Source organism: Streptomyces sp. NPDC093568 (assembly GCF_044764945.1).
In the GTDB taxonomy this organism is placed as follows: domain Bacteria; phylum Actinomycetota; class Actinomycetes; order Streptomycetales; family Streptomycetaceae; genus Streptomyces.
The window spans coordinates 135,508-159,835 of record NZ_JBIWJD010000010.1; the positions used below are offsets into that span (position 1 = coordinate 135,508).

Here is a 24,328-nt window from a genome sequence, read left to right on the forward strand (position 1 = left end):
CGCCCGCGCAATCACGCCGGACCCGGCCCCACGCCCGCGATTCCCCCTACCCTGGGATCGAGGCGCATGGCGGGCCAGGGAGGCTGCGATGAGCACTACCCCGATCGAGACGGGCGCCCCCGGGGCGTCGCGCTACGTGCCGATCGCCGACCACGGCCTGATCGGCGATCTGCGCAGTGTCGCCCTGGTGGGCACGGACGGCACGATCGACTGGTACTGCTGCCCGTCCTTCGACGCGCCCAGCGTCTTCGCGGCGATCCTGGACGCCGAGCGCGGCGGCTGCTTCGAGCTGGCGGCCTCCGTGCCGGCCCGGACCAAGCAGTTCTACTTCCCCGACACCAACGTCCTGATCACCCGGTTCTTCACCGAGGACGGCGTCGGCGAGGTGCAGGACTTCATGCCGGTCGACGGCGATCCCACCGAGGTCGAGCGGCATCGGCTGATCCGGCGCGTGGTGTGCGTGCGCGGCTCGATCCCGTTCCGTACGCGCGTGGCGCCCCGTTTCGACTACGGCAGCCGGACGCACACCGTCCGCCTGGAGGACGAGCTCGCGGTCTTCGAGGCCGGGGAGCTGTCGATGGGGCTGACCTCCACGGTGCCGCTGGAGGCCGAAGGGACCGACGTGTGCGCCGACTTCAAGCTCTCCGAGGGCGAGACGGCGGTGTTCGCGCTGGACCAGGTCGGCAAGGGCGTGACCCCGCGCCGGTGCGCGCGGACCGAGGCCGAGCGGCAGTTCAACAGCACGGTGGCCTACTGGCGGCAGTGGCTGTCCGCGTCCAAGTACCGGGGCCGCTGGCGGGAGATGGTGCACCGCTCCGCCCTCACCCTGAAGCTGCTCACCTACGCGCCCACCGGCGCGATCGTGGCCGCGCCGACGACGAGCCTGCCCGAGCAGCTCGGCGGCGAGCGCAACTGGGACTACCGGTACATGTGGGTGCGCGACGCCGCGTTCTGCGTGTACGCGATGCTGCGGCTGGGCTTCACCACCGAGGCCGAGGCCTTCATGAAGTTCCTGACCGAGCACGTCAGCCGGGGCGACGGCGCCCCCACCGGTCCGTTGCAGATCATGTACGGCATCGACGGCCGCACCGATCTGCCCGAACGCGAACTCGACCACCTGGAGGGCCATCTCGGCTCCGCCCCGGTGCGCGTCGGCAACGCCGCGTCCGAACAGCTCCAGCTCGACATCTACGGGGCGCTGGTCGACTCGATCTACCTCTACGACAAGTGGGCGCAGCCGATCTCCAGCGGCCAGTGGGACGACGTGTGCGCGCTGGTGGAGTGGGTGTGCGAACACTGGGACCAGCCCGACGAGGGCATCTGGGAGACCCGCGGCGGGCGCAAGAAGTTCCTGTACTCGCGACTGATGTGCTGGGTGGCGATCGAGCGGGGCATCCGCATGGCCAACCGCCGCGGTCTGCCCGCCGATCTGCCGCGCTGGCAGGAGAGCCGGGACCTGATCTACCGGCGGATCATGAGCCGGGGCTGGTCCGAGACACGCCAGGCCTTCGTCCAGCACGAGGACAGCGACGTACTCGATGCCGCCGTGCTGATGATGCCGATGGCGAAGTTCATCGCGCCGACCGATCCGAAGTGGCTGTCCACGCTCGACGCCCTCACCGAGGACCTGGTGTCCGACTCGCTGGTCTACCGCTACGACCCGGAAGCGAGCCCGGACGGCATGCGCGGCGACGAGGGCACGTTCTCCATCTGCTCGTTCTGGTACGTCGAGGCCATGGTCCGGGCCGGCCGGGTCGACGAGGCGCGCCTCGCCTTCGAGAAGATGCTGACGTACGCCAACCATCTGGGCCTGTACGCCGAGGAGATCAGCCACACCGGTGAGCAACAGGGCAACTTCCCGCAGGCGTTCACCCATCTCGCGCTGATCAGCGCCGCGTTCAACCTGGACCGGGCCCTCGGGTGAGGTGAGTGCGCCGCACCGTCAGTGCCCGTGTCCGGCATCCTCCTCATGCGGGGCCGTCTCGCCTGCCGCCCCCGCCCGGACCGTGAACTCCGCGGTGCGCACCTCGCCCTCGTGCTTGAAGTCGAGGAACAGGCGGTAGGTGCCGCTGCTCGGCGCGGTGGCGGTGAAGGAGACCTCCGGGCCGGGCTTCGTGGTGCCGTCGCCGGGTTCGCCGTTGGGGTGGACGTGGAGGTAGGCGAGGTCGCCGGAGCGCAGGGCGACCAGGTGGCCGTAGGCGCCGAGGTAGGGCTGGAGGTCGGTCACCGGGCGGCCGTTTCGTGAGACCTTCAGCTTCAGCTCGCTCGCCTTGCCGGGGCTCAGGGCGCCGTCGAGGCGGACCTCGTAACCGTTGACCTTCGCGGTGGTGTTCGGGGCGGGCACGTTCTGCGGCTCGTAGGTGCCCGCGGCCGCCAGGTCCGCGCCCAGGGTGAGGTTCTCGGCGCCCTTCTTCGCCGGGGTGAAGTCGGCGAAGACGCGGTATCCGCCGGCGCGGGGAAGCTCCACGGGGATGCTCCAGGTGCCGTCGGTCGCGCGGGTGGGGTGCAGATGGCGGTAGGTGGCCAGGTCGCGTGAGGCGACTATGAGGTGGAGCTCCTTCTCGTGCTCGCGCTGGAAGGCGGTGACGGCGCGGCCGGCGGCGTCGCGGATGACGAAGCTCAGGTCGGAGCGCTTGCCGGCGGTGACGCGCGAGGTCCCGAGGTCGAGGGTGTAGCCGCCCTCGGAGATCTGCAGCCCGCCGGCCGGCGTCGTCTCGTGCCCGCCGTGGCCTTCGTCCTCCGCCGGTTTCGACGAGGTCTCGCCGTGACGGTCGTGGCGGGCGGGCGCTGGGTCCTCGACGACGGGGTCGACGCCCTTGCCCACCCCGTAGGCGGTCCCGAAGGTCGCGGCCAGTGCGGCGGCGAACGCGGTGATCCTCAATCCGGCATTCATGGCGGTCTCCTGCGGGTCGATGCTGCGGTGGCGTCCCCTCGATGCACTTCACAATACCCCTGGGGGGTATTAAGTCAACCTCCGACCAGCCCTTGCTTCACCTACCCCCTGGGGGTATACATGGATACCGAAGGATACCCCCACCCCGTACCCGGGTCGACTCGACCCGCGCCCATTGGAGGAACCCATGTCCACCACCACGTACGCCGTCTCCGGTATGAGCTGCGCCCACTGCAAGGCCACGCTCACCCAGGCCATAGGCGAGCTGGAGGGCGTCACGAAGGTCGATGTCGATCTCGCCACCGGACAGGTCACCGTCACCAGCGCCACCACGCCCGACGACGCCCGGATCGCGGAGGTCGTCGACGACGCCGGCTACGAGCTCACCGGCCGCGCCGCCTGACCCGCACCCCCGACCGCCGGGGCCCGGCCGCACCGGGCCCCGCCCGCACCCCGCACGAGGAGCAGGGATGACCACCACCGCGTCCGACCCCACGACCGAGGTAGAGCTCGCCATCGGCGGGATGACCTGCGCCTCGTGCGCGGCGCGCATCGAGAAGAAGCTGAACCGCATGGCCGGCGTGTCCGCCACCGTCAACTACGCCACCGAGAAGGCGAAGGTCAGCTACGGCGGTGACGTCTCCGTCCAGGACCTGATCGCCACGGTCGAGGCGACCGGGTACACCGCGCAGGAGCCCGCGCCGCCCGCGCAGGAGGAGGCCGGGGGCGGCGAGGGTCAGGACGAACTGCGGTCGCTTCGGGAGCGGTTGGTCACCGCGGTGACGCTCGCCGTGCCGGTCGTCGCGATGGCCATGATCCCGGCGCTGCAGTTCGAGTACTGGCAGTGGCTGTCCCTCACCCTGGCGGCGCCCGTCGTCACGTATGCCGCGTGGCCCTTCCACAAGGCGGCGCTGACCAATCTGCGGCACGGCGCCGCCACCATGGACACGCTGATATCGGTCGGGACGTCGGCCGCCTTCCTGTGGTCCCTGTGGGCGCTGTTCCTGGGCACCGCGGGCGAGCCCGGCATGACCCACCCCTTCGAGCTGACCATCGCCCGCGGCGACGGCTCGGGGAACATCTACCTGGAGGCCGCCGCCGGAGTCACCGCCTTCATCCTGGCCGGGCGCTACTTCGAGGCCCGCAGCAAGCGCAAGGCGGGCGCGGCCCTGAAAGCACTGCTGGAGCTGGGCGCCAAGGACGTCACCGTCCTGGACGCAAGCGGCGGCGAACGGACCGTTCCCATCGCGGAGTTGAAGGCCGGCGACCGCTTCCTCGTCCGTCCCGGCGAGAAGATCGCCACCGACGGTACGGTCGTCGAGGGCTCGTCCGCGGTGGACGCCTCGATGCTGACCGGCGAGTCCGTCCCGGTCGAGGTCGCGCAGGGCGACCCGGTCACCGGCGCGACGATCAACGCGGGCGGCCGGCTCGTCGTCGAGGCCACGCGGGTGGGCGCCGACACCCAACTCGCCCGGATGGCACGGCTGGTGGAGGACGCCCAGAACGGCAAGGCCGCGGCACAGCGGCTCGCGGACCGGATCTCGGCCGTGTTCGTGCCGATCGTGATCGCGCTGGCGCTGGGCACCCTCGGCTTCTGGCTCGGCAACGGCGCCGGGGCGGCCGCCGCCTTCACCGCCGGGGTCGCCGTACTGATCATCGCCTGCCCGTGCGCCCTGGGCCTCGCCACGCCGACCGCGCTGATGGTGGGCACGGGGCGGGGCGCGCAGCTCGGCATCCTGATCAAGGGACCGGAGGTGCTGGAATCCACCCGCAGGGTCGACACGATCGTGCTGGACAAGACGGGCACCGTGACCACCGGCCGGATGACCCTGCTCGCCGTGCACACCGCCGAGAACGCCGATGAGGCCGAAGTCCTGCGTCTCGCGGGCGCGTTGGAGCACGCCTCCGAGCACCCGATCGCGCGTGCCGTGGCCGAGGGGGCGCTGGCGAAGCTGGGCGCGCTGCCCACGCCCGAGGACTTCGCGAACGTGCCCGGCCTCGGGGTGCAGGGCGTCGTCGAGGGCCACGCGGTGCTCGTGGGCCGGGAGCGGCTGCTTGCGGACTGGGCCATGGAGCTGCCGGAGGAGCTGCGGCGAGCCAAGTCCGAGGCGGAGGCGGCCGGCCGCACCGCCATCGCGGTCGCCTGGGACGGCGAGGCGCGGGCCGTGCTGGAGGTCGCCGACGCGGTGAAGGAGACCAGCCCGGAGGCGATCCGCCGGCTGCGGGCGCTCGGCCTCACCCCGATCCTGCTGACCGGGGACAACCGGGCCGTCGCCCAGGCCGTCGCCCGCGAGGTCGGCATCGCCCCCGAGGCCGTGATCGCGGAGGTGCTGCCGCAGGACAAGGCGGACGTCGTCAAGCGCCTTCAGGATGAGGGCCGTTCGGTCGCGATGGTCGGGGACGGCGTCAACGACGCGGCCGCGCTGGCACAGGCCGACCTGGGCCTGGCGATGGGCACCGGTACCGACGCCGCGATCGAGGCCGGTGACCTCACCCTGGTCCGCGGGGACCTGCGCGTCGCGGCGGACGCGATCCGGCTCTCGCGCAGGACGCTCGGCACGATCCGCTCGAACCTGTTCTGGGCCTTCGCCTACAACGTCGCCGCCCTGCCGCTCGCCGCGGCCGGACTCCTCAACCCGATGATCGCCGGAGCGGCCATGGCCTTCTCCTCGGTGTTCGTGGTCGGCAACTCCCTGCGGCTGCGCTCGTTCCGGGCCGCGGACTGATCCGGCACGCACAAAAAACACGAACAAAAAACACGCACAAAAAAAAGGGGGGCGCCGCGGGTGCGGCGCCCCCCTTTCCTGTCCTGGATCTCAGCCGAAGGCCTTCACGGCCTGGTAGTACGTCCAGGCCGTGCTGTTGCAGGCGGTCTTCGTGGCACCGCCGTAGTTGGCGCACACACGCTTGAGGTCCTCGTAAAAGGCGCTGTCCAGACGGGACTTGTTGGCGTCGAAGGCACCGATCGCCTTGTAGTTGCGGTAGCCGAAGTCGTGCCGGGCGCAGGATGTGGAGAACGGGAAGCCGAAGGGGTTGTCGGGCGAGGAGGAGCAGTAGTCCGTGGACCAGTCGAAGCCGTACGCGGACCAGGCGGACTGGTTGGCGCGGGCGGCCACCCAGGCGTTGTAGCTGGACGCGCTGGTCTGCGTCCAACTGGACAGGACCTGGGGCTTGTCGGCGGGAGCGGCGTCGGCGGCCGAGGCGGTGGCGAGGACGGCTGCGAGGGAGAGGGTCGAGGCGGCAAGACCGGTGGCGAGTCTGCGGTGCATTCCACACCTCCATGAGGCTGCGACCCGCCCATCGGGTCGCAGGTTCATGACAAGATGATTGACACCCGGACAGACCTTTCACACCGCATGCCGCCTAATGGACCGTTAACTCATGGGCGAGCAAGGAGATCAGAGGATGAACTCGCCGTCATCCTCCCCTGCGCACGTCCACCGCGGTGACCGCCAGTGCCAGCGGTCCCGGCGCCAGGAACGCGAGCGGCACCAGCATCCAGGCGCACAGGCAGGCGGTCGCCACCGCGAGCAGCACGAGGCCGCTGCCGCCGGGATCCCGTACGGCATCGCCCGCGGCCCCGCGCACGGCGGTCCGCCAGTCGGTCAGCGACTCGGGGCGGGCGCAGGCCCGCAGGCCGACGACCAGGGCGCCCGCCCCGATGACGGCCGCCGTCACGGCGAAGGCCGCCCCACCGGGCAGCCCCGCCCCGGCCAGCGCCAGGTCGGCGGCCACCAGCAGCGCGCCGGCCGGCGCGAGGGCGCCCGCGGCCAGATCACCGGCCCGCAGCCGGCGCCGTAGCAGCGCGAAGTACCGCCCGGCGGTGGCCGGTTGCCCCCCTCGCGTGCCCCGCAGCACCGCGCACGCCGTGGACAGCGCGGCGGGCGCGGTCAGCAGTGGCAGACAGGCCACGGCCGTGGCGAGGCCGACGCTGAGCACATCGGCGAACAGGGTCATCCGCGGGCCGAACACCTCGCCCGCCTCACGTGCCGGCATCCCGCTCACCCCTTCAGTCCGGAGCTGGCCATGCCCTCCACCAGGAAGCGCTGGAAGGCGAGGAAGAACAGCACGATCGGCAGCAGCGCGATCACGGACAGCGCGAACATCGGGCCGAACGCCGAGGTGCTGGAGGCGTCCACGAACGACCGCAGGGCGAGCGTGAGCGTGAACTTGTCCGGGTCGAAGAGGTAGATGAGCTGGGTGAAGAAGTCGTTCCAGGTCCAGATGAAGGTGAAGATCGCCGTGGTGATCAGGGCGGGGCGGGTCAGCGGCAGCACGACCAGGAAGAAGCTGCGGAACGGCCCGCAGCCGTCGATGCGCGCCGCCTCCTCCAGCTCACGCGGCAGTCCGCGCATGAACTGCACGATGAGGAAGACGAAGAACGCCTCGGTGGCGAGGAACTTCGGCAGGATCAGCGGCCAGTAGGTGTTCACCAGGCCGAGCTGGTTGAAGATGATGTACTGCGGGATCAGCACCGCGTGGTGCGGCAGCATGATCGTGGCGATCATGAACGCGAACAGCGGCCCGCGGAACCGGAAGCGCAGCCGCGCGAAGGCGTAGGCGGCGAGCGAGCAGCTGATGACGTTTCCGAGGACCGCGCCGCCCGCGATCAGCAGCGAGTTGCTCAGCAGCCGCCAGATGGACACGTCGTTCACGCCGTCCAGGGCGGTGGAGTAGTTCGACCACTCCAGATGGCGGGGCAGCAGGTCGAGGCTCGCGAGGACCTCGTCGGCCGGTTTGAGCGAGGTCGCCAGCAGCCAGGCCAGCGGGTACAGCATCACCAGCAGGGCGGCCAGACAGCCGAGGTGCAGGGCGATCCGACCCCAGCGAACGGGCTTACGGGCAACGGCGGTCGCGGTCATCGTTCCCCCTCGGAGGCGTAGAAGACCCAGGAGCGCGAGGTGCGGAACAGCACCGCCGTGACGGCGCCGATCACCAGCAGCAGCACCCAGGCCATGGCGGAGGCGTAGCCCATGTGGGAGGCGACGAAGCCGCGGTCGTAGAGGTAGAGGGTGTAGACGAGGGTCGAGTCGGCGGGGCCGCCCTTGCCCGCGCCGATCGCGAAGGCGGGCGTGAAGACCTGGAAGGCCTGGATGGTCTGGAGCACGAGGTTGAAGAACAGCACCGGGGACAGCATGGGCACGGTGACCGACAGGAACTGCCGCCACTTCCCGGCCCCGTCCACCGCCGCGGCCTCGTACAGCTCGGCCGGGATCTGCTGGAGCCCGGCGAGGAAGATGACCATGGGAGCACCGAACTGCCACACCGTCAGCAGGGCCACGGCGAGCAGCGCCCAGCCCGGCTTGTTGACCCAGCCGCCGGTGCCGAGCAGGTTGTCCACCGTGCCGCCGTCGTTGAAGACCGCCCGCCACACGAGCGCGATGGACATCGACGCGCCCAGCAGCGAAGGGGCGTAGAACGCCGACCGGTAGAACGCCTTGCCGCGCCGCATGGACTTCAGGGCGAGCGCGACGACGAGGGCGAGGGCGAGTTGCAGCGGCACGGCGATGACGACGTAAGTCAGGGTGGTCACCACCGACCGCCAGTACCGCGGGTCCTCGGTGAACATCTGGACGTAGTTGCGCAGCCCCACCCAGCGCGGCGGGTTGAACAGGTCGTAGTCCGTGAACGACAGGTACAGCGACACGGCCATGGGCAGCAGGGTCAGCACGATCGCGCCGAGCACCCATGGTGACAGGAACACCCAGGCGGGGCCCTGCCGTTCGCGCCCGCTCCGGCGCCTGGCGGTGGCGGTGGTGGCGGGCTTCGCCCGTGCGGGGATCGTGGTGGTGGTCATGACCTCAGCTCCGCCTTCGCCTCGGTGACGTAGTTCTCGGCCGCCTCGCGGGGCGACATCCGCTCGTACGACACCTGGTCGTAGTCGCGCTGGAAGGTGGTCTGCAGGGCGTTGTCGCCCGACGGCGGAGCCTGCGGCGGGTCCTCCAGGGTGCCCTCCAGGGAGGTCTGGTAGGCGGCGATGGTCTTGTCGAAGTCCTTCAGTTCCGGCTCGATGTCCTCACGCAGGGAGTCGTTCACGGGAATGCCGCGGGTGGCGCCGAGGATCTTCGCCGCCGCCGCGTCGTTGACGAGGAAGTCGACGAGCCGGGCCGCCTCCTCGGGGTGAGCGGTGCCCGCCCCGACGCCGAGGAACATCGACGGCTTGAAGTACTGACCGGGGGTACCGTCCTCGCCCGACGGCATGGGCGCGAGCGCGACGCCGCCCGGTATCAGGGCGAGGTAACCGCTGGCCGGGGCGTCCCAGTTGGCGTCGGCCGTGGCCTCACCGCGCCCGAGCGGGGTGTTCTCGACGGAGCCGTCGAGCTGGGTCGTCTGCTCGGCGGGCGAGACGACACCCGCACGCCGGAGCTTGTCGGTGAAGGTCCACCAGCGGGTGAGGTCGTCGGCGGTGAAGCCGAGCCCGCCGTCCTTCGTGTACAGGGACTTGCCCCGGCCGCGCAGCCACACCTCGAAGCAGTCCTCGCTCTGGCCGGGGTCGGTGGCGCCGGGCCGACCGGTCTTCTCGGCCAGCGCGCGCATGGTGTCGGCCCACTGGCTCCAGGTCCAGCTCCGGCCGGGCAGCGGCACACCGGACGCCTTCCACGCCTGGACGTCGTAGGCGACGGTCTCCGTGCCGCGGCCCTGGGGGATCGCGTACTGCGTGCCGTCCAGCCGTCCGGTGGCGAGCAGCCCCGCGTCGATCTCCGCGGTGCGCAGTACGGCCTTCTGCTCGCCGAGGTCGAGCAGGACCCCGCCGGAGGCGTACTGGTCGATCTGCCGGTAGTCGAGCTGCATCACGTCCGGAGCATCGCCGCCGGCGGCCTGGGTGGCGAGTTTCTGCTTGTAGGCGTCGTAGGCCGAGAACGACGTCTGCACCTGGATGTCCGGGTGCTGTTTCTCGAACAGGGCGAGGGCCCGCTCGGTGCGCTCCGCGCGGTCGGGGTTTCCCCACCACGTGTAGCGCAGCACGACCTTGCCGCCGCCGACCGACTCCCCGGATCCTGAGCAGCCTGCCAGGATCGCGCAGAGCGCCAGTGCGGCGGCCGCGGCGCAGAACCCCTTTGTCCTGTGTCCGGGCATACCGAGGTCACCTCTCCTCTCCTCGGGATTTCTCCTGGCCCCCTCCGAACACCCCCTGCGCCAAAGCGGTCACTCGCCGCCGTACGGCAGAGTCACCCCCGGCAGGTTGTACTCGTCCCGCCGGCCGCACATCCCGAACCCGCCGAGCCTGGTGGGCCCGGTCTCGTGCGCGGTCGCGTCGCCGAGGTACGCCGGCTCGCCCGCCTCCAGCGCGTCCAGGTGGGCGCCCGTGCGTTCGGCGGTGGCCAGCGCGCCGGCCCGCCACAGCTCCCGCCAGTGGGGCACCTTGGCCCGCACCAGGCGGGCCGCGGCACGCTGGAACTCCAGGTACGGGCCGTTGTCCCCCGCGACGAGCGCCGCCCGCAGGGCGAGGTAGCCCTCGACGGCGAGGTCCCTGCGGCGCCGGGCGGCCTCGGCGGTCTCCGGGCCCGTGCCGGGCGGGAGTGCGGCCGCGGCCGCGTACCGGTCCGGATCCGCGAGCACCTCCGGCGGGAAGGTGAAGACGGCGTCCCCGGCCTCGGGCAGGCCGCTGTTCTGCATCAGCACGGTGATGCGCAGATCGCCGCCCTGGACCATGCGGTGCACGGTTCCCGGCGTGAACCAGGCGACCGATCCCGGCTCCAGGGGGATGTCCCGGTGGCCGTCGGGGCTCAGCGTCTGCACGGCCCCCCGGCCGCCGGTGACGACGTACGCCTCGGTGCACACCAGATGCAGATGCGGGCTGCCGCCGCACACACCGTCGGCGGCCTCCCAGTCGTAGGCGCTGAGGTGGGACAGGCCGACGGCGCCGGGCAGCGGGTGCGGGAGGGCCGGCTTCACCACGGCAGCCCCTCCAGGTGGGCGGCGACCCGTTCGCGGTCCCAGGCGCCGTCGGCGAACACGACGCGGTAGCGGTAGCCGAAGGACTCCCCCGGCGCCAGCTCGAACTCCTCGAAGAACGCCCAGGAGAACGCCACCGTGGGGATCGGCTCGGAGCGCACGAACCAGTGCGACTCGTGCACGGCGTCCAGGTTCTCGGGGGCGTGCGCGAAGACGAGCGTGGAGTGCCCGTCGACGTCGTCGTGCTCGGTGGTGTAGGCGAGCCACGGCCCCTGACTGCCCATCAGTTTCTCGGCGTCGGCGTCGGGCGCGAAGGCGGTCCCGCCGGTGAAGTCGCGCGGGCCGCGCCACTGGAGTCCGGTGTAGCCGGCCATCTCCCGGCCCTCGGTGGTCGGGGAACCGAACCGCAGCGGCTCGGCACGGATGTTGGTGAGCCGGATCGACCAGTCCAGCGCCCAGGCGCCGGCCTCCTCGTCCACCGAGTGCACGGTCAGCCCGCGCACCTCGCGCGCCCACTCCTCGCCGCCGTTCTCGACCCAGGTCAGTTCCTCGGTGAAGGCGAGCCGGTCCTCCTCGACCGTGAGATCGGTGAAGCCGTCGTGCCGCATGGAGCCGACCCGCTCGGGCAGGGCGAGGTAGCCCTGGCCGTGCACATAGCAGTTGCCGCCCCAGAAGTTCTGCCCGGACAGGTGGCTGGCCGTCATCTGAAGACCCTTGTGCCAGCGGTGGTCGCTGGGCCGGTAGCCGGTCACGGTGTGCCCGGCGAGGGTGCGCACGGGGTGGGCGTAGGGCTTGCGGGACTCGAAGGCGTCCGGGTCGGGGCGATAGACGTAGCGGAGGATCTCGGTGCCGCCTGCCGCCGTCACCGCGATGTGGTCGCCGTGCGCGTGGGTGACGCGGATGCTCATGCGCGCTCCTTGGGGGCCCAGTGGGGGTGGTCTCCGTGCATGGCCCGGTAGTAGGGGTCGCCGGGTCCGATCTCGCCCGCGCGCACCGGGTGCCCGGTGAACGCGGACTTGTAGAGGGCGGCCGCGAAGTCGAGGGTGGCCCGCGCGTCCGGACCGCTGCCGGGCGGGCGGACACCGTTGTCGTGGGCGTCGAGGAGGGCGCCGAGCTGCGCCGTGTGCGAACTGGGCACGTCGGCGGCCGGGGTGCGCCAGGCGGAGGCACGCTCGGAGGAGACGTGCGGGGCCGGGGTGTAGACCCAGTCGTCGTTGCGGTGGCCGTACAGGTGGGTGAGCTCGACCGTCGCGTCGGCGCAGTCGACGCGGATCCGGCTCACCTCGTGCGGGGACAGCACGCTGTTGACGACGGTGGCCAGGGCGCCGTTCTCGAACCGCACCAGGGCGGTGGAGACGTCCTCGCTCTCGGTGTCGTGGACCAGGCGCGCGGCCATGGCGCGGATCTCCGTCCACGGGCCGAGCAGGTTCAGCAGCAGGTCGAACTGGTGGATGCCGTGCCCCATGGTCGGCCCGCCGCCCTCGGTGGCCCAGCGTCCGCGCCACGGCACCGCGTAGTAGGCGGCGTCGCGGTGCCAGGTGGTCTGGCAGTGGGCGACCAGCGGAGCGCCCAGCTCACCGCTCGCGATCAGCTCCCGGGCGTGTACGGCACCCGAGCCGTACCGGTGCTGGAAGACGACCGAGGCGTACGCCCCCGACGCCTCCTCGGCGGCGGCGATGTCGTCGTACTCGGCGAGCGACAGACACAGCGGCTTCTCGCACAGCACCCAGGCCCCCGCCTTGAGCGCGGCGATCGTCTGCTCCCGGTGCAGGGACGGCGGGGTGCCGATCAGGACCAGGTCGGGGCGTACGGCGTCCAGCATGTCGCCCGTCGAGGTGTACCCGGCGACGTCCTCGCCCGCGAGCTCCCGGAAGGCGTCCAGCCGGGACCGGTCCACATCGACGGCGGCCACCAGCTCCACCCGGTCCGCATGGGATCTCAGGGCGGAGAGATGGCTGCCGCTGACGATGGCGCCGGTGCCGATCACGGCGACACGACGACGGGTGGAGCTTGGGGACATGCGGTTCTCCTCGGACGGCCGGCGGACAGCCCACTGCCAGAAAGCGCTTGCACTTCGAGGGCGACCCTAGGCAGGGACGGAATGTAAGGACAACCCCTCTGCGGCGAGATGGGCAAAGCCGGACCCGTTCGGCACGCCCACCCCCGCACGCTCCCCGCCCCGCCACCGGCCCAAACGAACGAAGATCAACAGATCTGGCCGAGACCGTGCGGTGCGCCAACTCGGGCTCCGCGAGGGGGCGTTGACAGCGCCGGGGATCCGCGTCACGGTGATGACTCCTCGCGCCCGGGAGGTCACCCATGGCAGCAGCCGGCACCGACGCCGAGCTGGTCGACCGCGTACGGTCCCTGCGCCCGCTGATCCGCGAGAACGCGCCGCTCGCCGAACAGCGGCGGCGTGTGGTGCCCGAGGTCGCCGCGGCGCTGACCGACGCCGGGATCCACCGGATGAACGTGCCGCGGCGGTACGGCGGCTACCAGAGCGGGCTGCGCACCCAGGTCGACGCGGTGGCCGAAATCGCCGCAGCGTGCGGTTCGACGGCGTTCAAGACGGTGATCCAGGCCGGCTGCTCGTACATCGCCGCACTGTTCCCCGACGAGGCGCAGGACGAGATCTTCACCGGCCCCGACGTCAAGGTCGGCGGCACCCTCGTGCCGGACGCCACGGCGGTCCGGGCGGACGGCGGCTACGTCGTCAACGGCACCTCGGGCTTCGCCACCGGCTGCCACGACGCCGACTGGCATCTGCTGACGGTCCGGGTCGAGTCCGCCTCCGGCGACGGACCGCCCGAGCTGCTGTGGACGGCGGTGCCGATGGCCGACCTTGAGATCCTCGACGACTGGCACGTCTCGGGACTGGCGGGCACGGGCAGCGCCAGCGTCGTCGCACGGGACGTGTTCGTGCCCGCACACCGCACGCTGCCGGTCGGCCCGTTGCTGGCGGGCGTGTTCCCCTCCAAGGCCAGTGCCGAGGACCCGTTCTACCGGATGCCCGTCCTGCTGATGTTCTGCGCGTGGACGGCGCCCAACGCCCTGGGGCTGGCCCGCTCCGCCCTGGCCGAGTTCACCGAGCGCAGCCACCGCCGGGGCATCACCTACAGCCCCCACACCCGGCAGAGCGAGGCGACGGTCACCCATCTGCAGGTGGCCGAGGCGGCCATGAAGATCTCCTGCGCCGAAGCGCTCACCGACGGGTTCATCACCGTCATCGAGACACGGGCCCGGTCCGGTGAGCCGCACACACCCGAGGAGCGGGCCAGGATCCGGGCGCAGAACGGCTATGCGACCCGGCTGTGCAAGGAGGCCGTCGACCTGCTCGGCTCTGCCTCCGGGGCGTCGTCCCTCAACCTGGACGTGCCCGTGCAGCGGGCCGTGCGCGACCTGAACGCGCTGAGCCTGCACTCGTTCGTGAACCCCGCCACCAACCTGGAGATCTACGGCCGGGTCCTGTCGGGCGTCGACCCGGGCACGCCGTTCCTCTGACCCCGGTCAGCCCTTGTCCAGGAAGCGCCGCAGCCGGGTCAGCGGCCAGGCGTTGATCACGTCCTCCTTGGTGAGCCAGCCGCGCTGCGCCGTGCCCACGCCGTAGCGCAGGTTGGCCAGGTGGATCACGGCGTGCGCGTCGCTGTCGACGGCGAACCGCACCCCGTGCCGCCGGGCCCGCAGGATGTCCTCGTCCCGCAGGTCGAGCCGGTCCGGGTGGGAGTTGATCTCCAGGGCCGTGCCGGTGCGGGCGCAGGCGGCGAAGACCGCGTCGAGGTCGACGTCGATGCCCGGGCGCTTGCCGAGCAGGCGAGTGGTGGGGTGGCCGATGATGTGGACGTGCGGGTTCTCGCAGGCCCGGACGATCCGCCGGGTCAGCGCCTCGCGGCCCTGGTTGAAGTGCGAGTGCACCGAGGCGACGCACAGGTCGAAGCCGGCGAGGAAGTCGGGCGGCCAGTCCACCTCGCCCTCCGGGCCGATGTTCAGCTCGGCGCCGTGCAGCACCCGCATGCCGCCGCGCGTGCCGCGCCCGCCGTACTCCCCGTCGAGCTCGCGGACCCGTTCGCGCTGGGCGAGGATCCGTTCGTCGGTCATCCGCTGCATGGCCATGTCGGGGCCGTGGTCGGTGACCGCGTAGTAGGCGTAGCCGCGCTCGGCGGCCGCGGCGACCATCTCCTCCAGCGGGGCGAGCCCGTCGGTGAGGTCGGTGTGGGTGTGCAGATCGCCCCGGATGTCCCTCTCCTGGATCAGGTTGGGCAGTTCGCCGCGCAGCCCGGCCTCGATCTCGCCCCGGTCCTCCCGCAGGGTGGGCGGGATCCAGGGCAGGCCGAGCCGGGCGTACACCTCCTCCTCGGTCTCGGAGACGATCTTCTCGCCGGTCTCGGTGTCGAACAGCCCGTACTCGGAGAGCTTGAGCTTCTTGTGGACGGCCATCTCCCGGGTGCGGATGTTGTGCGCCTTGGACCCGGTGAAGTACTGCATGGCCGCGCCCCAGGAGTCCGGCGGTACGACCCGCAGGTCGACCTGGAGGCCCTTGCGGGTGCGGACCGACGTCTTCTTCTCGCCGTGCGCGATGACCTCCGAGACGTACGGCAGCTCGGTGAAGGCCCGCATGACCGGCTGCGCCTTCCGTGCGGCGACGAGGATGTCGATGTCGCCGATCGTCTCGCGGACGCGGCGCAGCGAGCCGGCGTAGGAGCAGCGCTTGACGCCGGTCACCTGGGACATCTCGGCGACGATGTCCTCGGCGAGACTCATGGCGACGTCGATCAGGACGCGGTCGCCGGAGGACTGCAGCAGGCCGATGCCGTGCAGGATGTTCTCCTCGGTCTTCGGCCCGAAGCCCTTCAGGTCGCGCAACCGCTCCTCGTGGATGGCGTCGGCCAGTTCCTGTGTCGTGGAGATGCCGAGCTCCTCGTACAGGACCATGGCCTTCTTCGGGCCGAGCGTGGGGATGGCCGTCAGCTGCCGGACACCGGCCGGGATCTTGGCGCGCAGTTCCTCCACCGCGGACACGCTGCCGGCCGCGAAGTACTCGACGACCTTCTCGGCGATCGACTTGCCGACGTTCGGGATCTCCTTGAGGCCCTTGACGTCCAGCGTGGACACGTCGGCATGGTGGCCGCCGATCGCCCGGGCGGCCTTCTCGTAGGTGCGCGCCCTGAACGCGTCCCCTCCGGTGATCGAGATCAGGTCCGCGTACTCCTGGAGCAGGGCGGCGACGTCGTCGTTGGACCGAGCCACGCCTCCAGGGTGGCACGGCACGACCGGCCGGACGAGCCAAGGGCCGCCGTCGGCGGGAGGACGAGGTGCCGTCCCACGGGAGACGGCACCTCGTCAGCGGCGGCCACCGGCCCTCTAGGGGCCGAGTGGGGCGGGTGGTGTGGTCGTCGGGTCGGGTTCGGGCAGTGGGGCCCGCAGGGGCGGGTGGGCCGGGGTCGCCTGTTCCTTCGTCAGGGCGGCCGCGATCCTGCGGGCCGTGAGGGGATCGGCCGGCAGGGTGTGGGAGGCGAACCAGCGGGCGGCCGCGGGGGCGGGGGACGGTTCGACGAACTCGGCGCCGGCGTAGTCGTCGAGCGGCGGGTCGTAGATGTACCCCGCGACCAGGCCATGGCCGACCAGGCGTTCCACCAGGGCGTCGCGGTCGTGGACCAGCAGCGGCACACGGAAGAGGGAGGGCGGGCCCTCGTGTGCCACGTGGTCGCGCAGTGCCGGGGTGGCCCAGGTGGTGCCCGACAGCAGCGAGACACCGGCCCGGCGGCGGGCCAGGTCGCCGTCGAGCAGCGCCATCCGCAGCTCCAGCTGGCCGCGCACGAGGGCCCCGTGGCGGGTGCGGAAGCCGTGCAGGTCGACCCGTACCCAGGGCTCGTACGCGGTCAGGCTGGGCGCGTGCCGGGCGCTGCCGGCGAGGCGGTGCGCGTGCAGGGCCATCCGGAAGTCGTCGCGTTCGAGGAGTCCGAGGCGCTGCATCGTGCGCCACACGGGCCGCACCAGGCGGAAGCCGCGTACGGCGGAGCGCGCGAGCGGGCGCAGTGTGGTGGCGAGGTCGACGCGCAGCCGGCGCGGGGTGAGCAGGTCGTCGCGCAGCAGTTCCAGCTCGCGCCGGGTGCGTGCGTCGTCGACGGCGAGGAAGCCGCCGGCCATCCCCGCGACATGCTTGGACAGACTGAAGGCCGCGGCCGTCCCGAAGGTGCCGATGGGCTGCCCGCCCACATGGGTGCCGATGGCGTGCGCCGCGTCCTCGATCAGCGGGATCCCCAACTGCTCGCAGCGACGGCGCAGTTCGACGACCCGGTCCGGCATGCCGTAGAGGTTGGTGGTGAGGACGGCGTCGACGTTGCGCCAGGTGGAATCCGGTACGGCGGCCGGGTCGATGTTGCCGTCCCACTGGGACACGGGCGCCTGGACCGGGCGCAGTCCGGCGGCGAGGACGACGAAGAGGATCACGTCGTCGTTCACCGGGGACATCAGCACCCGTGCGCCCGGCCGGCACCAGCGCCGCAGCGCCAGGTACAGGGCGAGTCGGGCCGAGGGCGTGTAGACGCATTCGCGTCCGATGCGCCGTGTCATCATCGCGGCGAGCCGCGATCCGTACGGCATGGTCACCTCTTCCGTGGAAGGGTCCGACGAAGGGTTGCCCGAAGCGGGCGGCGGGCGCACGCCTTCGCGCGTCGTCCGAGGCCGCGCCTCGGCCAGGGATACGACGCCCGGGCGTACGCATGACGGGAGCGGGGCCCGCTCAGCGGGCGCGGGCTCCCGCGTTCGGGGGGTGGGTCCGGCCCGAGGTGCGCAGGGTGCCGACGGTCTTCAGCAGCCGGTCGGCGGGGTCCCGCAGCCGGGGATGGGCCAGGACGGTGTTCCTCAGGCCGCGCACGGGTCTGCGCCACATCCGGTGGGCCGCCGCCACCGGGTGCGGGCGTACCGCGAACCCCTCGGCAACCCGCAGCTCACGGGTCTTGAGCCAGTCCTTGTACTCCTTCTCGCCGCGCCCCATGTCCATGAGCGTCACACCGTCGCGGCCGGCGGCCTCGGCCAGCCGCAGATGCATCATCAGGCCGGGCGAGTAGTAGCCGAACTCCGGGTCGTACGCGGTGAACCAGGCCGCGAACACGGTGCGCGAGCGCGGCCCGAAGTGCGCGGCGACCGGCCGGTCCCCGGCGTACACCACGGACAGGACGCCGGTGAAGTGCTCCTCGCGGACCTGGAAGAGATCGTCGACGAGGTCGACGATCCAGGGGCGGGAGAAGCGGTCCATCCGCCCGGTTCTGCGGTACTGGGCCGACTTCCACCGCATCAGGGTGCGCAGCATCCGCGGGTCCCGCTCGTCGTACACGAACCGCACCTCGCCCGCGTCCCGGCCCAGGCGGCGCTCCTTCTTCAGCGTGGTCTTGGCGAGGCCCGGGTACGTGGCGCGCAGCCACTCGGGGTAGCCGCCCTCGCCGGGTTTCAGGTCCAGGACGGGAGAGGCGAAGGTGCCCGTGACGTACGGGCCGAACGGCTGCTGCTCCTCGACGAGGTGATCGAACTCGAACACGGACAGCCCGCAGGCCCGCAGCAGTGCGCGGGTGTCCCAGGTGACCCCGGGCCGGTGCACCAGGGCCTGACAGTCGGACAGGCCGAGCCCGATGGCCCGGCCCACGCCGTACACGTTGCGTTCGTAGGGGAGGAAACCGACCGCCTCCCCGTTCTGGTGCAGGACCGCCACCCGTGCTCCTGGGCGGTACCTGCCGACCCCGAGTGCGAACTCCGGCGCCAGAAAAGGGTTGGCGTAGTCCGGCGACTCGTCCATCGCCCGGTGCCATGCCCGGCGCAGTGACTCGTTCAGTTCCTCGGGTCTGTGAATCGTGATGGCGTTCGTGGATCGCATGCGACCGCTCCCCCCAGAATCCCCCCAGAGGCGCTTTTTGGCGCCTCGCCACGGTGTCCCCCATGTCGAACTTTGTGGCGAGGCTCAAACGTCGCGAAACAGTACGCACACTGTCAAGGCGCCTGAACGATCCTTTAGCTGCGCTTGGTTCGGCAGGGCCGGGAGTGCGTCCGGTCGTCAGCAGGTACGGCCGACGTAGTGCGCCCCCTGGATCTTGTCGGCGGAGCCCAGCCAGGTCTTGCCGGGCGCGACGCACCGCTCGTAGTCGGAGGCGTAGGCGACCCTGACCTGGATGACGACCCGCGAGCCGTCGGAGGTGCAGTGGTTGTAGTAGGCGTCGGCGCTGGTCTCGTAGAAGCCGCACGGATCGGCTGCCGCGGGGCCCGCGTGGGCGGTGACGGCGCCGAGGGACGTGAGCACGAGGGCGGCGGAACCGAGGGCACCGGTCACCATACGACGAAGACTCAAGGCGAACTCCTTGGCCGGTGGCGGGGACGGACCGTCAGGGGCCGTGCCCGCCGATGAGCTGGATACGGGCACAAGGATCTCCGGGCCGGGCGGGTCGCCTGATCGGATCTCACGCCGTTCACCTGGCGAATCGTTCCTCTGTGCACCAATGGGATGATCTTGTTCCGGTTCCGTGGCGGCCCCGCACGAGGCTGTGCAGCCGGTCAGCGGATCGCGACGACGACATGGCTGTCGCCGTACTGCCAGACGACCCCGGCGTGCCGGAACCCCGCCCGGCGCAGCAGTCGTTCGTGCGCGGCCACCGACAGACGGACCTCACAGTCGGCGGCGGTGGCCGACTGCCGGCGCCGGCGTTCCGTGAGCAGGTCGGCGAGTTCGGGGTCCTGGGCGACGGCCGTCCACCAGGAGTCCCAGTCCTCGTACGCGAAGGCGTGCCCGCGTCCGGCGTGGCGACGGCCGACGTGTCCGGCGAGTTCGGCGAGCGCGCGGTCGTCCTGCGGGAAGTGGTCGCCGTTGACGAGGACACCGCCGGGCCGCAACAGGTCAGCGAGTTGCCGGTAGGTGCGCTCCAGGACGTCCGGGGCGAGGTAGTGCAGCGCCGTCGTCGACACGGCCGCGTCCAGCGGCCGGCCGAGGCTCAGGGCGTCGGTCCAGCCCTGCGCGCCGATCACCGCGTCGACGTAGCGGGCCGCGTCCGCGTGATGGGTGCGGGCCAGTTCCAGCAGCAGCGGGTCCATGTCCACGCCCACGATGTCGGCGTACGGCAGCCGCCGGGCCAGCCGGGCGGCCAGCGAGCCGGGGCCGCAGCCCAGGTCGGCGACGAGCGGGGCGGGCGACCGGCCCTCGACGGCCCGCTCCACCACGTCGGCGATCACCGTGAACCGCTCCTCGCGGTCCACGGCGTACCGCTGCTGCTGGCGCTCCCAGCGCTCCACCCATCGCTCCGCCGTCGCCAGGCTCAACCCCATGCGGCCGTGCCACCTCGCCGTTCCACACCTGTCTCACGCTGCCGGGCTCGACCCTACAGGTGGAAACGGTTCCCATTCCCTCTAATGGCGGTACCGTCACCCGAGCGTGGCAAGCACGGCCAGCAGCCGGTCCACCTCCTCCACGGTGTTGTGGACGTGCAGGCTCACCCGCACCGAGCCGGTCCGCTCGCCCGCACCGCCCTGGCAGTGCTGGTCGGAGCGGACCATGAAGCCGTCACTGAAGAGGATGAACCCGAGATCGCCGGAGTCGATGGCGTGGTGGCGGAAGGTGACGATGCCGCGGCGCCGCTGGACGGGCGAGCCGGCGGCCAGGCTGGTCTGGCAGCCGAGGATCTCGTAGGCGTCGAGGTGGCGCAGTCCCTCGGTGAGCCGGGCCGCCAGGGCGACCGTCCAGCGCTCGATCCGGTCGGTGCCGGCGGCCTCCAGCCAGTCCAGGGCGGCGGTGAGGGAGGCGATGCCGACGGTGTTGGGGGTGCCCGCCCAGCCTCCGGGGGTGAACCGCGGACCACGTGCCCGGCGTGCCCACACGGCACCCGTGCCGGGCAGGGCCATCGCCTTGTGCCCGGAGAAGACGACGAAATCGACGTCGAGCTCGGCCACGGACACCGGCTGATGGCCGACGCTCTGGGCGGCGTCCAGGCAGATGACCGCGTCCGGTCCGACCGCGCGGCGCACGCGGTGGATGTTCATGTCGCCGCCGTACACATGGTGGACGTGGGTCACGGCGACGAAGCGGGTGCGCGGTCCGGCCAGTTCGGCGAGCGCGCGGTGGTCGTAGTCGCCGGACGCCCGTTGGTACGGCATCGGCCGCACGCGGATGTGGACGCCCTGCCGGGCCAGTTGCCCCTGAGCCTCCAGCCAGGGCGCGATGTTGGCCTCGTGGTCGGCGACCGGGACCACGATCTCGTCGCCGTCGGCGAGGAAGTGGGGCAGCCAGTCGCGGGCGAGCGTGCGCAGCCCCTCGGTCGTACCGCTCGTGAAGTGCACGGCCGAGCCCTCCGGCGCGGGGTCGCCGAGGAACCGCTTCACCCGCTCGCGGGCCTGCTCGACCAGGGCCGTGGTCCGGTTGGCCCAGGGATAGGTGCCCCGCCCGGCGTTGGCGTTGCTCGTGGTGAGGTAGGCGTGCACGGCGTCGAGCACGGCCTGCGGCTTCTGGGCGGTGGCAGCGCTGTCCAGGTAGGCGAGGTCCGGGTGGGCGGTGATGATCGGGAACTGGGCGCGCAGAGCACGCTGCCACTCCCCCAACTCCCATGACGGGGCGGTGAGGTCGATGTCGGTCATGCGCGTCAGTCCCGTACGAGGGGTGCGCCCGCGTCCCGCCAGGCGATGATGCCGCCGGACAGGCTGCGCACGTCCGGGTGCCCCATCCGGGTCAGCAGGGCCGCGTAGCGGGCGGACTTCTCGCCGACCGGGCAGGCCAGCAGAACCGGGCGGTTGCGGCTGAACGGCAGCCCGCCGTGCAGGAGTTCCTCGAAGAGCTCGTCGACGATGTTGACCGAGCCGTCGATGTGCAGGGCCGCGTAGGCGTGGGAGCCGCGCAGGTCGACGACGAGCGTTTCCCCGGAGGCGATCCACGCCTGGGCGTCGGCCACGCCGATGGCCGGTGCCGTGCGTATCTCGGCGTCGGTCAGGTCGGCCGGGGAGTTGTCGCGGCGCGGGCGGCCGAAGAGGTCGGGGCGGCGCTGACGGACGTAGCTGAGATAGCTCTCGACGCGGTCGCAGACGATGAAGACGGCCGACTGGCGTTCCGTCAGCTCCTGGTCGACTGCCTGTAGTTGGCGTATCGCTCCGAAGTACGCGGCGCCTCCGGTGGGTCCGGCCAGGATGCCGCAGCGGCGGTTGAGGGTCAGCATTCCCTCGATCGCCTCGTCGGCGCTCACCGAGTCGACGGTGTCGTAGGTACCGGGGTCGAACAGGCCCACCTCGTGCGCCTCGTCGATGGTGCGGATGCCGGGGACGAAGTCGGACTTGCCGGCCACCAGGCCGACGACCCGTACGGCGGGGTCGTGTTCGCGCAGGGCGCGGGCGACGCCGGTGGACGAGCCGGCCGTGCCCACGCAGGCGATGAACCAGTCCGGGGCCCGGCCGTCGAGGTCCTTGACGATCTCCGGTCCGGTGCCGGTGAAGTGGGCCTCGGTGTTGCGCGGGTTGAAGTACTGGTCGGTGTGCAGATACCGGCTGCCGGGCTCGGAGAGGGTGCAGTGGAACAGGGTGAGCGGGTCGTCGGTGGCGGTCGGGTCCAGGCACTCGCTCTGGCCGGGCAGTTCCTCGATCTGCGCGCCGAGCAGCAGGAGCAGGTCCTTGATCTCCGGGATCCGCATCCGGTTGGTGACGCTCTTGAAGGTCAGGCCGTGCATGCCCGCGAGGACGGCCAGGGCCTTGGCGGTGTTGCCGCTCGACAACTCGACGACCTGCCCGGCCCCGGCGGTCAGATGGGGGCGTGCCATGTTCCAGGCGGTCCGGTCCTTCACCGAACCGAACGGGTTGAGCAGTTCCAGCTTGGCGTACAGGTCGATGTTCCTGAGGCCGTGCACGGCCGGATCGATGCGCACCAGCGGTGTGTTGCCGATGGCCTCGGTGATGCTGTCGTACCTCACTGCGCTCCCCCCACGGGTGTGGTCGGCCAGTACTGGTCGTCCAGGCACCAGCGCCATCGGTCTCCTTCCTGCCAGGCGGCGACCTTGCGCGCGGCGGGCTGGTGCTGGGCACGGGTGGCGTGGAAGTCCATGCAGTAGCCCGCCGTGTTGGCGAAGGCCAGCAGGTCGCCGGGTGCGGGGCGGCGGGGCAGGAGGACCGTGCGGCGGGTGATCAGGTCGGATTCCAGGCACAGGCTGCCGAAGAGGTGCACGGGGACCGGTTCGGTGCCGGCGTCCTCGCCCGCCCGGTCCCGTGGCACGAGGACGGGATCCATGAGGACCCCGTGCTCCTCCAGCCCCACGTCGTCGGCCTTGGCCGCCAGCCGGACGTGAAGGGGGCCGCCGGTCTCCTGGTCACGCACCTCCAGCACCCTCGTCAGGGTCACACCGCACTGGTCGAGCAGCGCCCGGCCGGGTTCGGTGTGCAGGTCGTAGAGGTGCTCCAGGAGCAGCGCGGCCAGGGGGCGGCCGCCGAAGGAGGCGGCCGGGTGTGCGAGCAGTTCGTCGAGATAGCGGGCGCCGGCGACCGGACGGTGGGCGGGGTACAGGCCGAGCGTGCCACGCAGGGTGCCGGCCTCGTTGCGCAGCCCGTAGCCGTGGCCGCCGTAGGTCAGGGGCGGGCGGATACCCAGGACGGCTTCGGTGAGCTCGGTGGTGTACCGCTCCCATTGGCCGCCGTCGGCAAGGTAGTTGACGCCGAATCCGCCGCCGATGTCCACGGCCCGGGGCCGCAGCCCGCGGCTGCGGCACTCCTCCAGCACCCGCAGACAGCCTTCGAGCGCCACGGCCTTCTCGGTCAGGCTCGTCGTGTCCAGGTGGTAGGCCACACCGACCAGGTCGAGCGCGTCGGCGTGTCGCTCGACGGCCTCCAGGAGGGGGCCCGAGTCCCCCGGGGCGGTGCCGAATCGGCTCCGCCTGGTCAGGACGCGTACACCGGACGCCTCGAACCCCGACAGCCGCAGCAGGACCCGGGTTCGGGGCAGGGCGTTTTCGCGTACCAGGGTGGCGAGTTGCTCCAGCTCGCTTCGCGTGTCGAGGCTGACGGTGACCGATGTGCGGGCCGCCAGCCACAGGAACTCCGGGTTCTTCGGTCCGGTCGCGGTGATCCGGTCCGGGGTGAGTCCCGCACCCAGGGCGTGCTGCAGTTCCCCCAGCGAGGCGACGTCCACGCCCGCGTCCGTGGCCGCGAGCCTGCGCAGCAGGGCGCTGGACCGGTTGGCCTTGTGGGCCAGGAACACCTGCCCCGCGAGGTGGTGGGCGCCGTACACCGCGCGGAACTGGCGGAGATTGTCGGCGAGTTGGTCGGGGACGACGATGTTCAGCGGTGAGCCGAGGGCGTCGGTGAGGGTGTGCAGCAGCTCCGGGGAGTTCAGCAAGGAGCGCAGCCGTGACTCCAGCCGCGGTTCGAGAAACAAGGGCTGCCCGCCCATGCCCGGCCCTCCCCCGCCCTTCGGGCCCGACGCTCCGGGCGCTGTCGACCACTCCCCGCGGTATGCCGTATAGCTCCTTTCCCTGCTCCCCGCGGTTTACGCCCTGTACCTGCACTGCTGGGCGGTACGTCAACAGGTGGGCCGAAAAT

Annotated in this window: 21 protein-coding genes; 4 read left to right on the plus strand and 17 right to left on the minus strand. The window is 71.6% G+C overall.

Features of this window, described 5'->3' with window-relative positions; genetic code table 11:
* Window positions 1-88 precede the first annotated feature (88 nt).
* Window positions 89-1,924 carry a glycoside hydrolase family 15 protein gene (locus tag ACIRD7_RS33695; RefSeq protein WP_403459521.1) on the plus strand — a complete coding sequence of 612 codons (1,836 nt, stop codon included), beginning with the start codon at window positions 89-91 and terminating at the stop codon, window positions 1,922-1,924.
* Between the two features lie 18 nt (window positions 1,925-1,942).
* On the opposite strand, the gene ACIRD7_RS33700 is transcribed toward ACIRD7_RS33695, so the two are convergent.
* Window positions 1,943-2,893 carry a hypothetical protein gene (locus ACIRD7_RS33700; RefSeq protein WP_403459523.1) on the minus strand — a complete coding sequence of 317 codons (951 nt, stop codon included), beginning with the start codon at window positions 2,891-2,893 and terminating at the stop codon, window positions 1,943-1,945.
* 187 nt (window positions 2,894-3,080) lie between these two features.
* Here ACIRD7_RS33700 and ACIRD7_RS33705 point away from each other — a divergent pair, with 187 nt between their 5' ends.
* Window positions 3,081-3,296 (plus strand): heavy-metal-associated domain-containing protein, encoded by a 216-nt coding sequence (locus ACIRD7_RS33705; protein WP_403459524.1) that lies wholly within the window; start codon window positions 3,081-3,083, stop codon window positions 3,294-3,296.
* 67 nt (window positions 3,297-3,363) lie between these two features.
* Window positions 3,364-5,619 (plus strand): heavy metal translocating P-type ATPase, encoded by a 2,256-nt coding sequence (locus ACIRD7_RS33710; RefSeq protein ID WP_403459525.1) that lies wholly within the window; start codon window positions 3,364-3,366, stop codon window positions 5,617-5,619.
* Between the two features lie 90 nt (window positions 5,620-5,709).
* On the opposite strand, the gene ACIRD7_RS33715 is transcribed toward ACIRD7_RS33710, so the two are convergent.
* The 8 genes from ACIRD7_RS33715 to ACIRD7_RS33750 form a co-directional block, all read right to left on the minus strand.
* The gene (locus tag ACIRD7_RS33715) at window positions 5,710-6,162 is read right to left on the minus strand and encodes a phospholipase (protein WP_403459526.1); all 453 of its coding nucleotides are present in this window, start codon (window positions 6,160-6,162) and stop codon (window positions 5,710-5,712) included.
* Window positions 6,163-6,310: 148 nt separating this feature from the next.
* Window positions 6,311-6,889 (minus strand): hypothetical protein, encoded by a 579-nt coding sequence (locus ACIRD7_RS33720; RefSeq protein ID WP_403459529.1) that lies wholly within the window; start codon window positions 6,887-6,889, stop codon window positions 6,311-6,313.
* 5 nt (window positions 6,890-6,894) lie between these two features.
* Window positions 6,895-7,755 carry a carbohydrate ABC transporter permease gene (locus ACIRD7_RS33725; RefSeq protein WP_403459530.1) on the minus strand — a complete coding sequence of 287 codons (861 nt, stop codon included), beginning with the start codon at window positions 7,753-7,755 and terminating at the stop codon, window positions 6,895-6,897.
* The gene (locus ACIRD7_RS33730; RefSeq protein ID WP_403459532.1) at window positions 7,752-8,690 is read right to left on the minus strand and encodes a carbohydrate ABC transporter permease; all 939 of its coding nucleotides are present in this window, start codon (window positions 8,688-8,690) and stop codon (window positions 7,752-7,754) included. The genes ACIRD7_RS33725 and ACIRD7_RS33730 overlap by 4 nt, the downstream gene beginning before the upstream one ends.
* A complete protein-coding gene (locus ACIRD7_RS33735) occupies window positions 8,687-9,970 on the minus strand; it encodes an ABC transporter substrate-binding protein (protein WP_403459534.1) in 1,284 nt (427 codons plus the stop codon). The genes ACIRD7_RS33730 and ACIRD7_RS33735 overlap by 4 nt, the downstream gene beginning before the upstream one ends.
* A gap of 69 nt (window positions 9,971-10,039) precedes the next feature.
* A complete protein-coding gene (locus tag ACIRD7_RS33740) occupies window positions 10,040-10,792 on the minus strand; it encodes a cupin (protein WP_403459535.1) in 753 nt (250 codons plus the stop codon).
* Window positions 10,786-11,697 (minus strand): PmoA family protein, encoded by a 912-nt coding sequence (locus ACIRD7_RS33745; RefSeq protein WP_403459537.1) that lies wholly within the window; start codon window positions 11,695-11,697, stop codon window positions 10,786-10,788. The genes ACIRD7_RS33740 and ACIRD7_RS33745 overlap by 7 nt, the downstream gene beginning before the upstream one ends.
* Window positions 11,694-12,809 (minus strand): Gfo/Idh/MocA family protein, encoded by a 1,116-nt coding sequence (locus ACIRD7_RS33750; protein ID WP_403459538.1) that lies wholly within the window; start codon window positions 12,807-12,809, stop codon window positions 11,694-11,696. Before ACIRD7_RS33750 ends, ACIRD7_RS33745 begins: the two co-directional genes overlap by 4 nt.
* Window positions 12,810-13,108: 299 nt before the next feature.
* Here ACIRD7_RS33750 and ACIRD7_RS33755 point away from each other — a divergent pair, with 299 nt between their 5' ends.
* The gene (locus ACIRD7_RS33755; RefSeq protein WP_403459540.1) at window positions 13,109-14,290 is read left to right on the plus strand and encodes a flavin-dependent monooxygenase; all 1,182 of its coding nucleotides are present in this window, start codon (window positions 13,109-13,111) and stop codon (window positions 14,288-14,290) included.
* Window positions 14,291-14,296: 6 nt separating this feature from the next.
* Here ACIRD7_RS33755 and polX read toward each other — a convergent pair whose 3' ends face one another.
* The 8 genes from polX to ACIRD7_RS33795 form a co-directional block, all read right to left on the minus strand.
* The gene (polX, locus tag ACIRD7_RS33760; protein ID WP_403459543.1) at window positions 14,297-16,033 is read right to left on the minus strand and encodes a DNA polymerase/3'-5' exonuclease PolX; all 1,737 of its coding nucleotides are present in this window, start codon (window positions 16,031-16,033) and stop codon (window positions 14,297-14,299) included.
* Between the two features lie 114 nt (window positions 16,034-16,147).
* A complete protein-coding gene (locus tag ACIRD7_RS33765; RefSeq protein ID WP_403459544.1) occupies window positions 16,148-17,389 on the minus strand; it encodes a DegT/DnrJ/EryC1/StrS family aminotransferase in 1,242 nt (413 codons plus the stop codon).
* A 139-nt stretch (window positions 17,390-17,528) separates the two neighbouring features.
* Complete coding sequence (locus tag ACIRD7_RS33770; protein WP_403459545.1) at window positions 17,529-18,656, minus strand: GNAT family N-acetyltransferase; 1,128 nt, start codon at window positions 18,654-18,656, stop codon at window positions 17,529-17,531.
* Between the two features lie 177 nt (window positions 18,657-18,833).
* A complete protein-coding gene (locus ACIRD7_RS33775) occupies window positions 18,834-19,106 on the minus strand; it encodes a DUF6355 family natural product biosynthesis protein (RefSeq protein ID WP_403459715.1) in 273 nt (90 codons plus the stop codon).
* 221 nt (window positions 19,107-19,327) lie between these two features.
* Window positions 19,328-20,092 (minus strand): class I SAM-dependent methyltransferase, encoded by a 765-nt coding sequence (locus tag ACIRD7_RS33780; RefSeq protein ID WP_403459547.1) that lies wholly within the window; start codon window positions 20,090-20,092, stop codon window positions 19,328-19,330.
* Between the two features lie 96 nt (window positions 20,093-20,188).
* Window positions 20,189-21,394, minus strand: a complete 1,206-nt coding sequence (locus ACIRD7_RS33785; protein WP_403459549.1) for an aminotransferase class V-fold PLP-dependent enzyme — start codon at window positions 21,392-21,394, stop codon at window positions 20,189-20,191.
* A 5-nt stretch (window positions 21,395-21,399) separates the two neighbouring features.
* Window positions 21,400-22,710 (minus strand): pyridoxal-phosphate dependent enzyme, encoded by a 1,311-nt coding sequence (locus ACIRD7_RS33790; protein WP_403459550.1) that lies wholly within the window; start codon window positions 22,708-22,710, stop codon window positions 21,400-21,402.
* On the minus strand, window positions 22,707-24,179 hold the full coding sequence (locus ACIRD7_RS33795) for a Y4yA family PLP-dependent enzyme (RefSeq protein WP_403459551.1): 1,473 nt from the start codon (window positions 24,177-24,179) through the stop codon (window positions 22,707-22,709). Before ACIRD7_RS33795 ends, ACIRD7_RS33790 begins: the two co-directional genes overlap by 4 nt.
* Window positions 24,180-24,328 lie beyond the last annotated feature (149 nt).

Bases quoted from the DNA above. Each gene is read 5' to 3' on its own strand.
- ACIRD7_RS33695 (WP_403459521.1), top strand. From the start codon at position 89: ATGAGCACTACCCCGATCGAGACGGGCGCCCCCGGGGCGTCGCGCTAC.
- ACIRD7_RS33700 (WP_403459523.1), bottom strand. From the start codon at position 2,893: ATGAATGCCGGATTGAGGATCACCGCGTTCGCCGCCGCACTGGCCGCG.
- ACIRD7_RS33705 (WP_403459524.1), top strand. From the start codon at position 3,081: ATGTCCACCACCACGTACGCCGTCTCCGGTATGAGCTGCGCCCACTGC.
- ACIRD7_RS33710 (WP_403459525.1), top strand. From the start codon at position 3,364: ATGACCACCACCGCGTCCGACCCCACGACCGAGGTAGAGCTCGCCATC.
- ACIRD7_RS33715 (WP_403459526.1), bottom strand. From the start codon at position 6,162: ATGCACCGCAGACTCGCCACCGGTCTTGCCGCCTCGACCCTCTCCCTC.
- ACIRD7_RS33720 (WP_403459529.1), bottom strand. From the start codon at position 6,889: ATGCCGGCACGTGAGGCGGGCGAGGTGTTCGGCCCGCGGATGACCCTG.
- ACIRD7_RS33725 (WP_403459530.1), bottom strand. From the start codon at position 7,755: ATGACCGCGACCGCCGTTGCCCGTAAGCCCGTTCGCTGGGGTCGGATC.
- ACIRD7_RS33730 (WP_403459532.1), bottom strand. From the start codon at position 8,690: ATGACCACCACCACGATCCCCGCACGGGCGAAGCCCGCCACCACCGCC.
- ACIRD7_RS33735 (WP_403459534.1), bottom strand. From the start codon at position 9,970: ATGCCCGGACACAGGACAAAGGGGTTCTGCGCCGCGGCCGCCGCACTG.
- ACIRD7_RS33745 (WP_403459537.1), bottom strand. From the start codon at position 11,697: ATGAGCATCCGCGTCACCCACGCGCACGGCGACCACATCGCGGTGACG.
- ACIRD7_RS33750 (WP_403459538.1), bottom strand. From the start codon at position 12,809: ATGTCCCCAAGCTCCACCCGTCGTCGTGTCGCCGTGATCGGCACCGGC.
- ACIRD7_RS33755 (WP_403459540.1), top strand. From the start codon at position 13,109: ATGGCAGCAGCCGGCACCGACGCCGAGCTGGTCGACCGCGTACGGTCC.
- ACIRD7_RS33765 (WP_403459544.1), bottom strand. From the start codon at position 17,389: ATGCCGTACGGATCGCGGCTCGCCGCGATGATGACACGGCGCATCGGA.
- ACIRD7_RS33770 (WP_403459545.1), bottom strand. From the start codon at position 18,656: ATGCGATCCACGAACGCCATCACGATTCACAGACCCGAGGAACTGAAC.
- ACIRD7_RS33780 (WP_403459547.1), bottom strand. From the start codon at position 20,092: ATGGGGTTGAGCCTGGCGACGGCGGAGCGATGGGTGGAGCGCTGGGAG.
- ACIRD7_RS33785 (WP_403459549.1), bottom strand. From the start codon at position 21,394: ATGACCGACATCGACCTCACCGCCCCGTCATGGGAGTTGGGGGAGTGG.
- ACIRD7_RS33795 (WP_403459551.1), bottom strand. From the start codon at position 24,179: ATGGGCGGGCAGCCCTTGTTTCTCGAACCGCGGCTGGAGTCACGGCTG.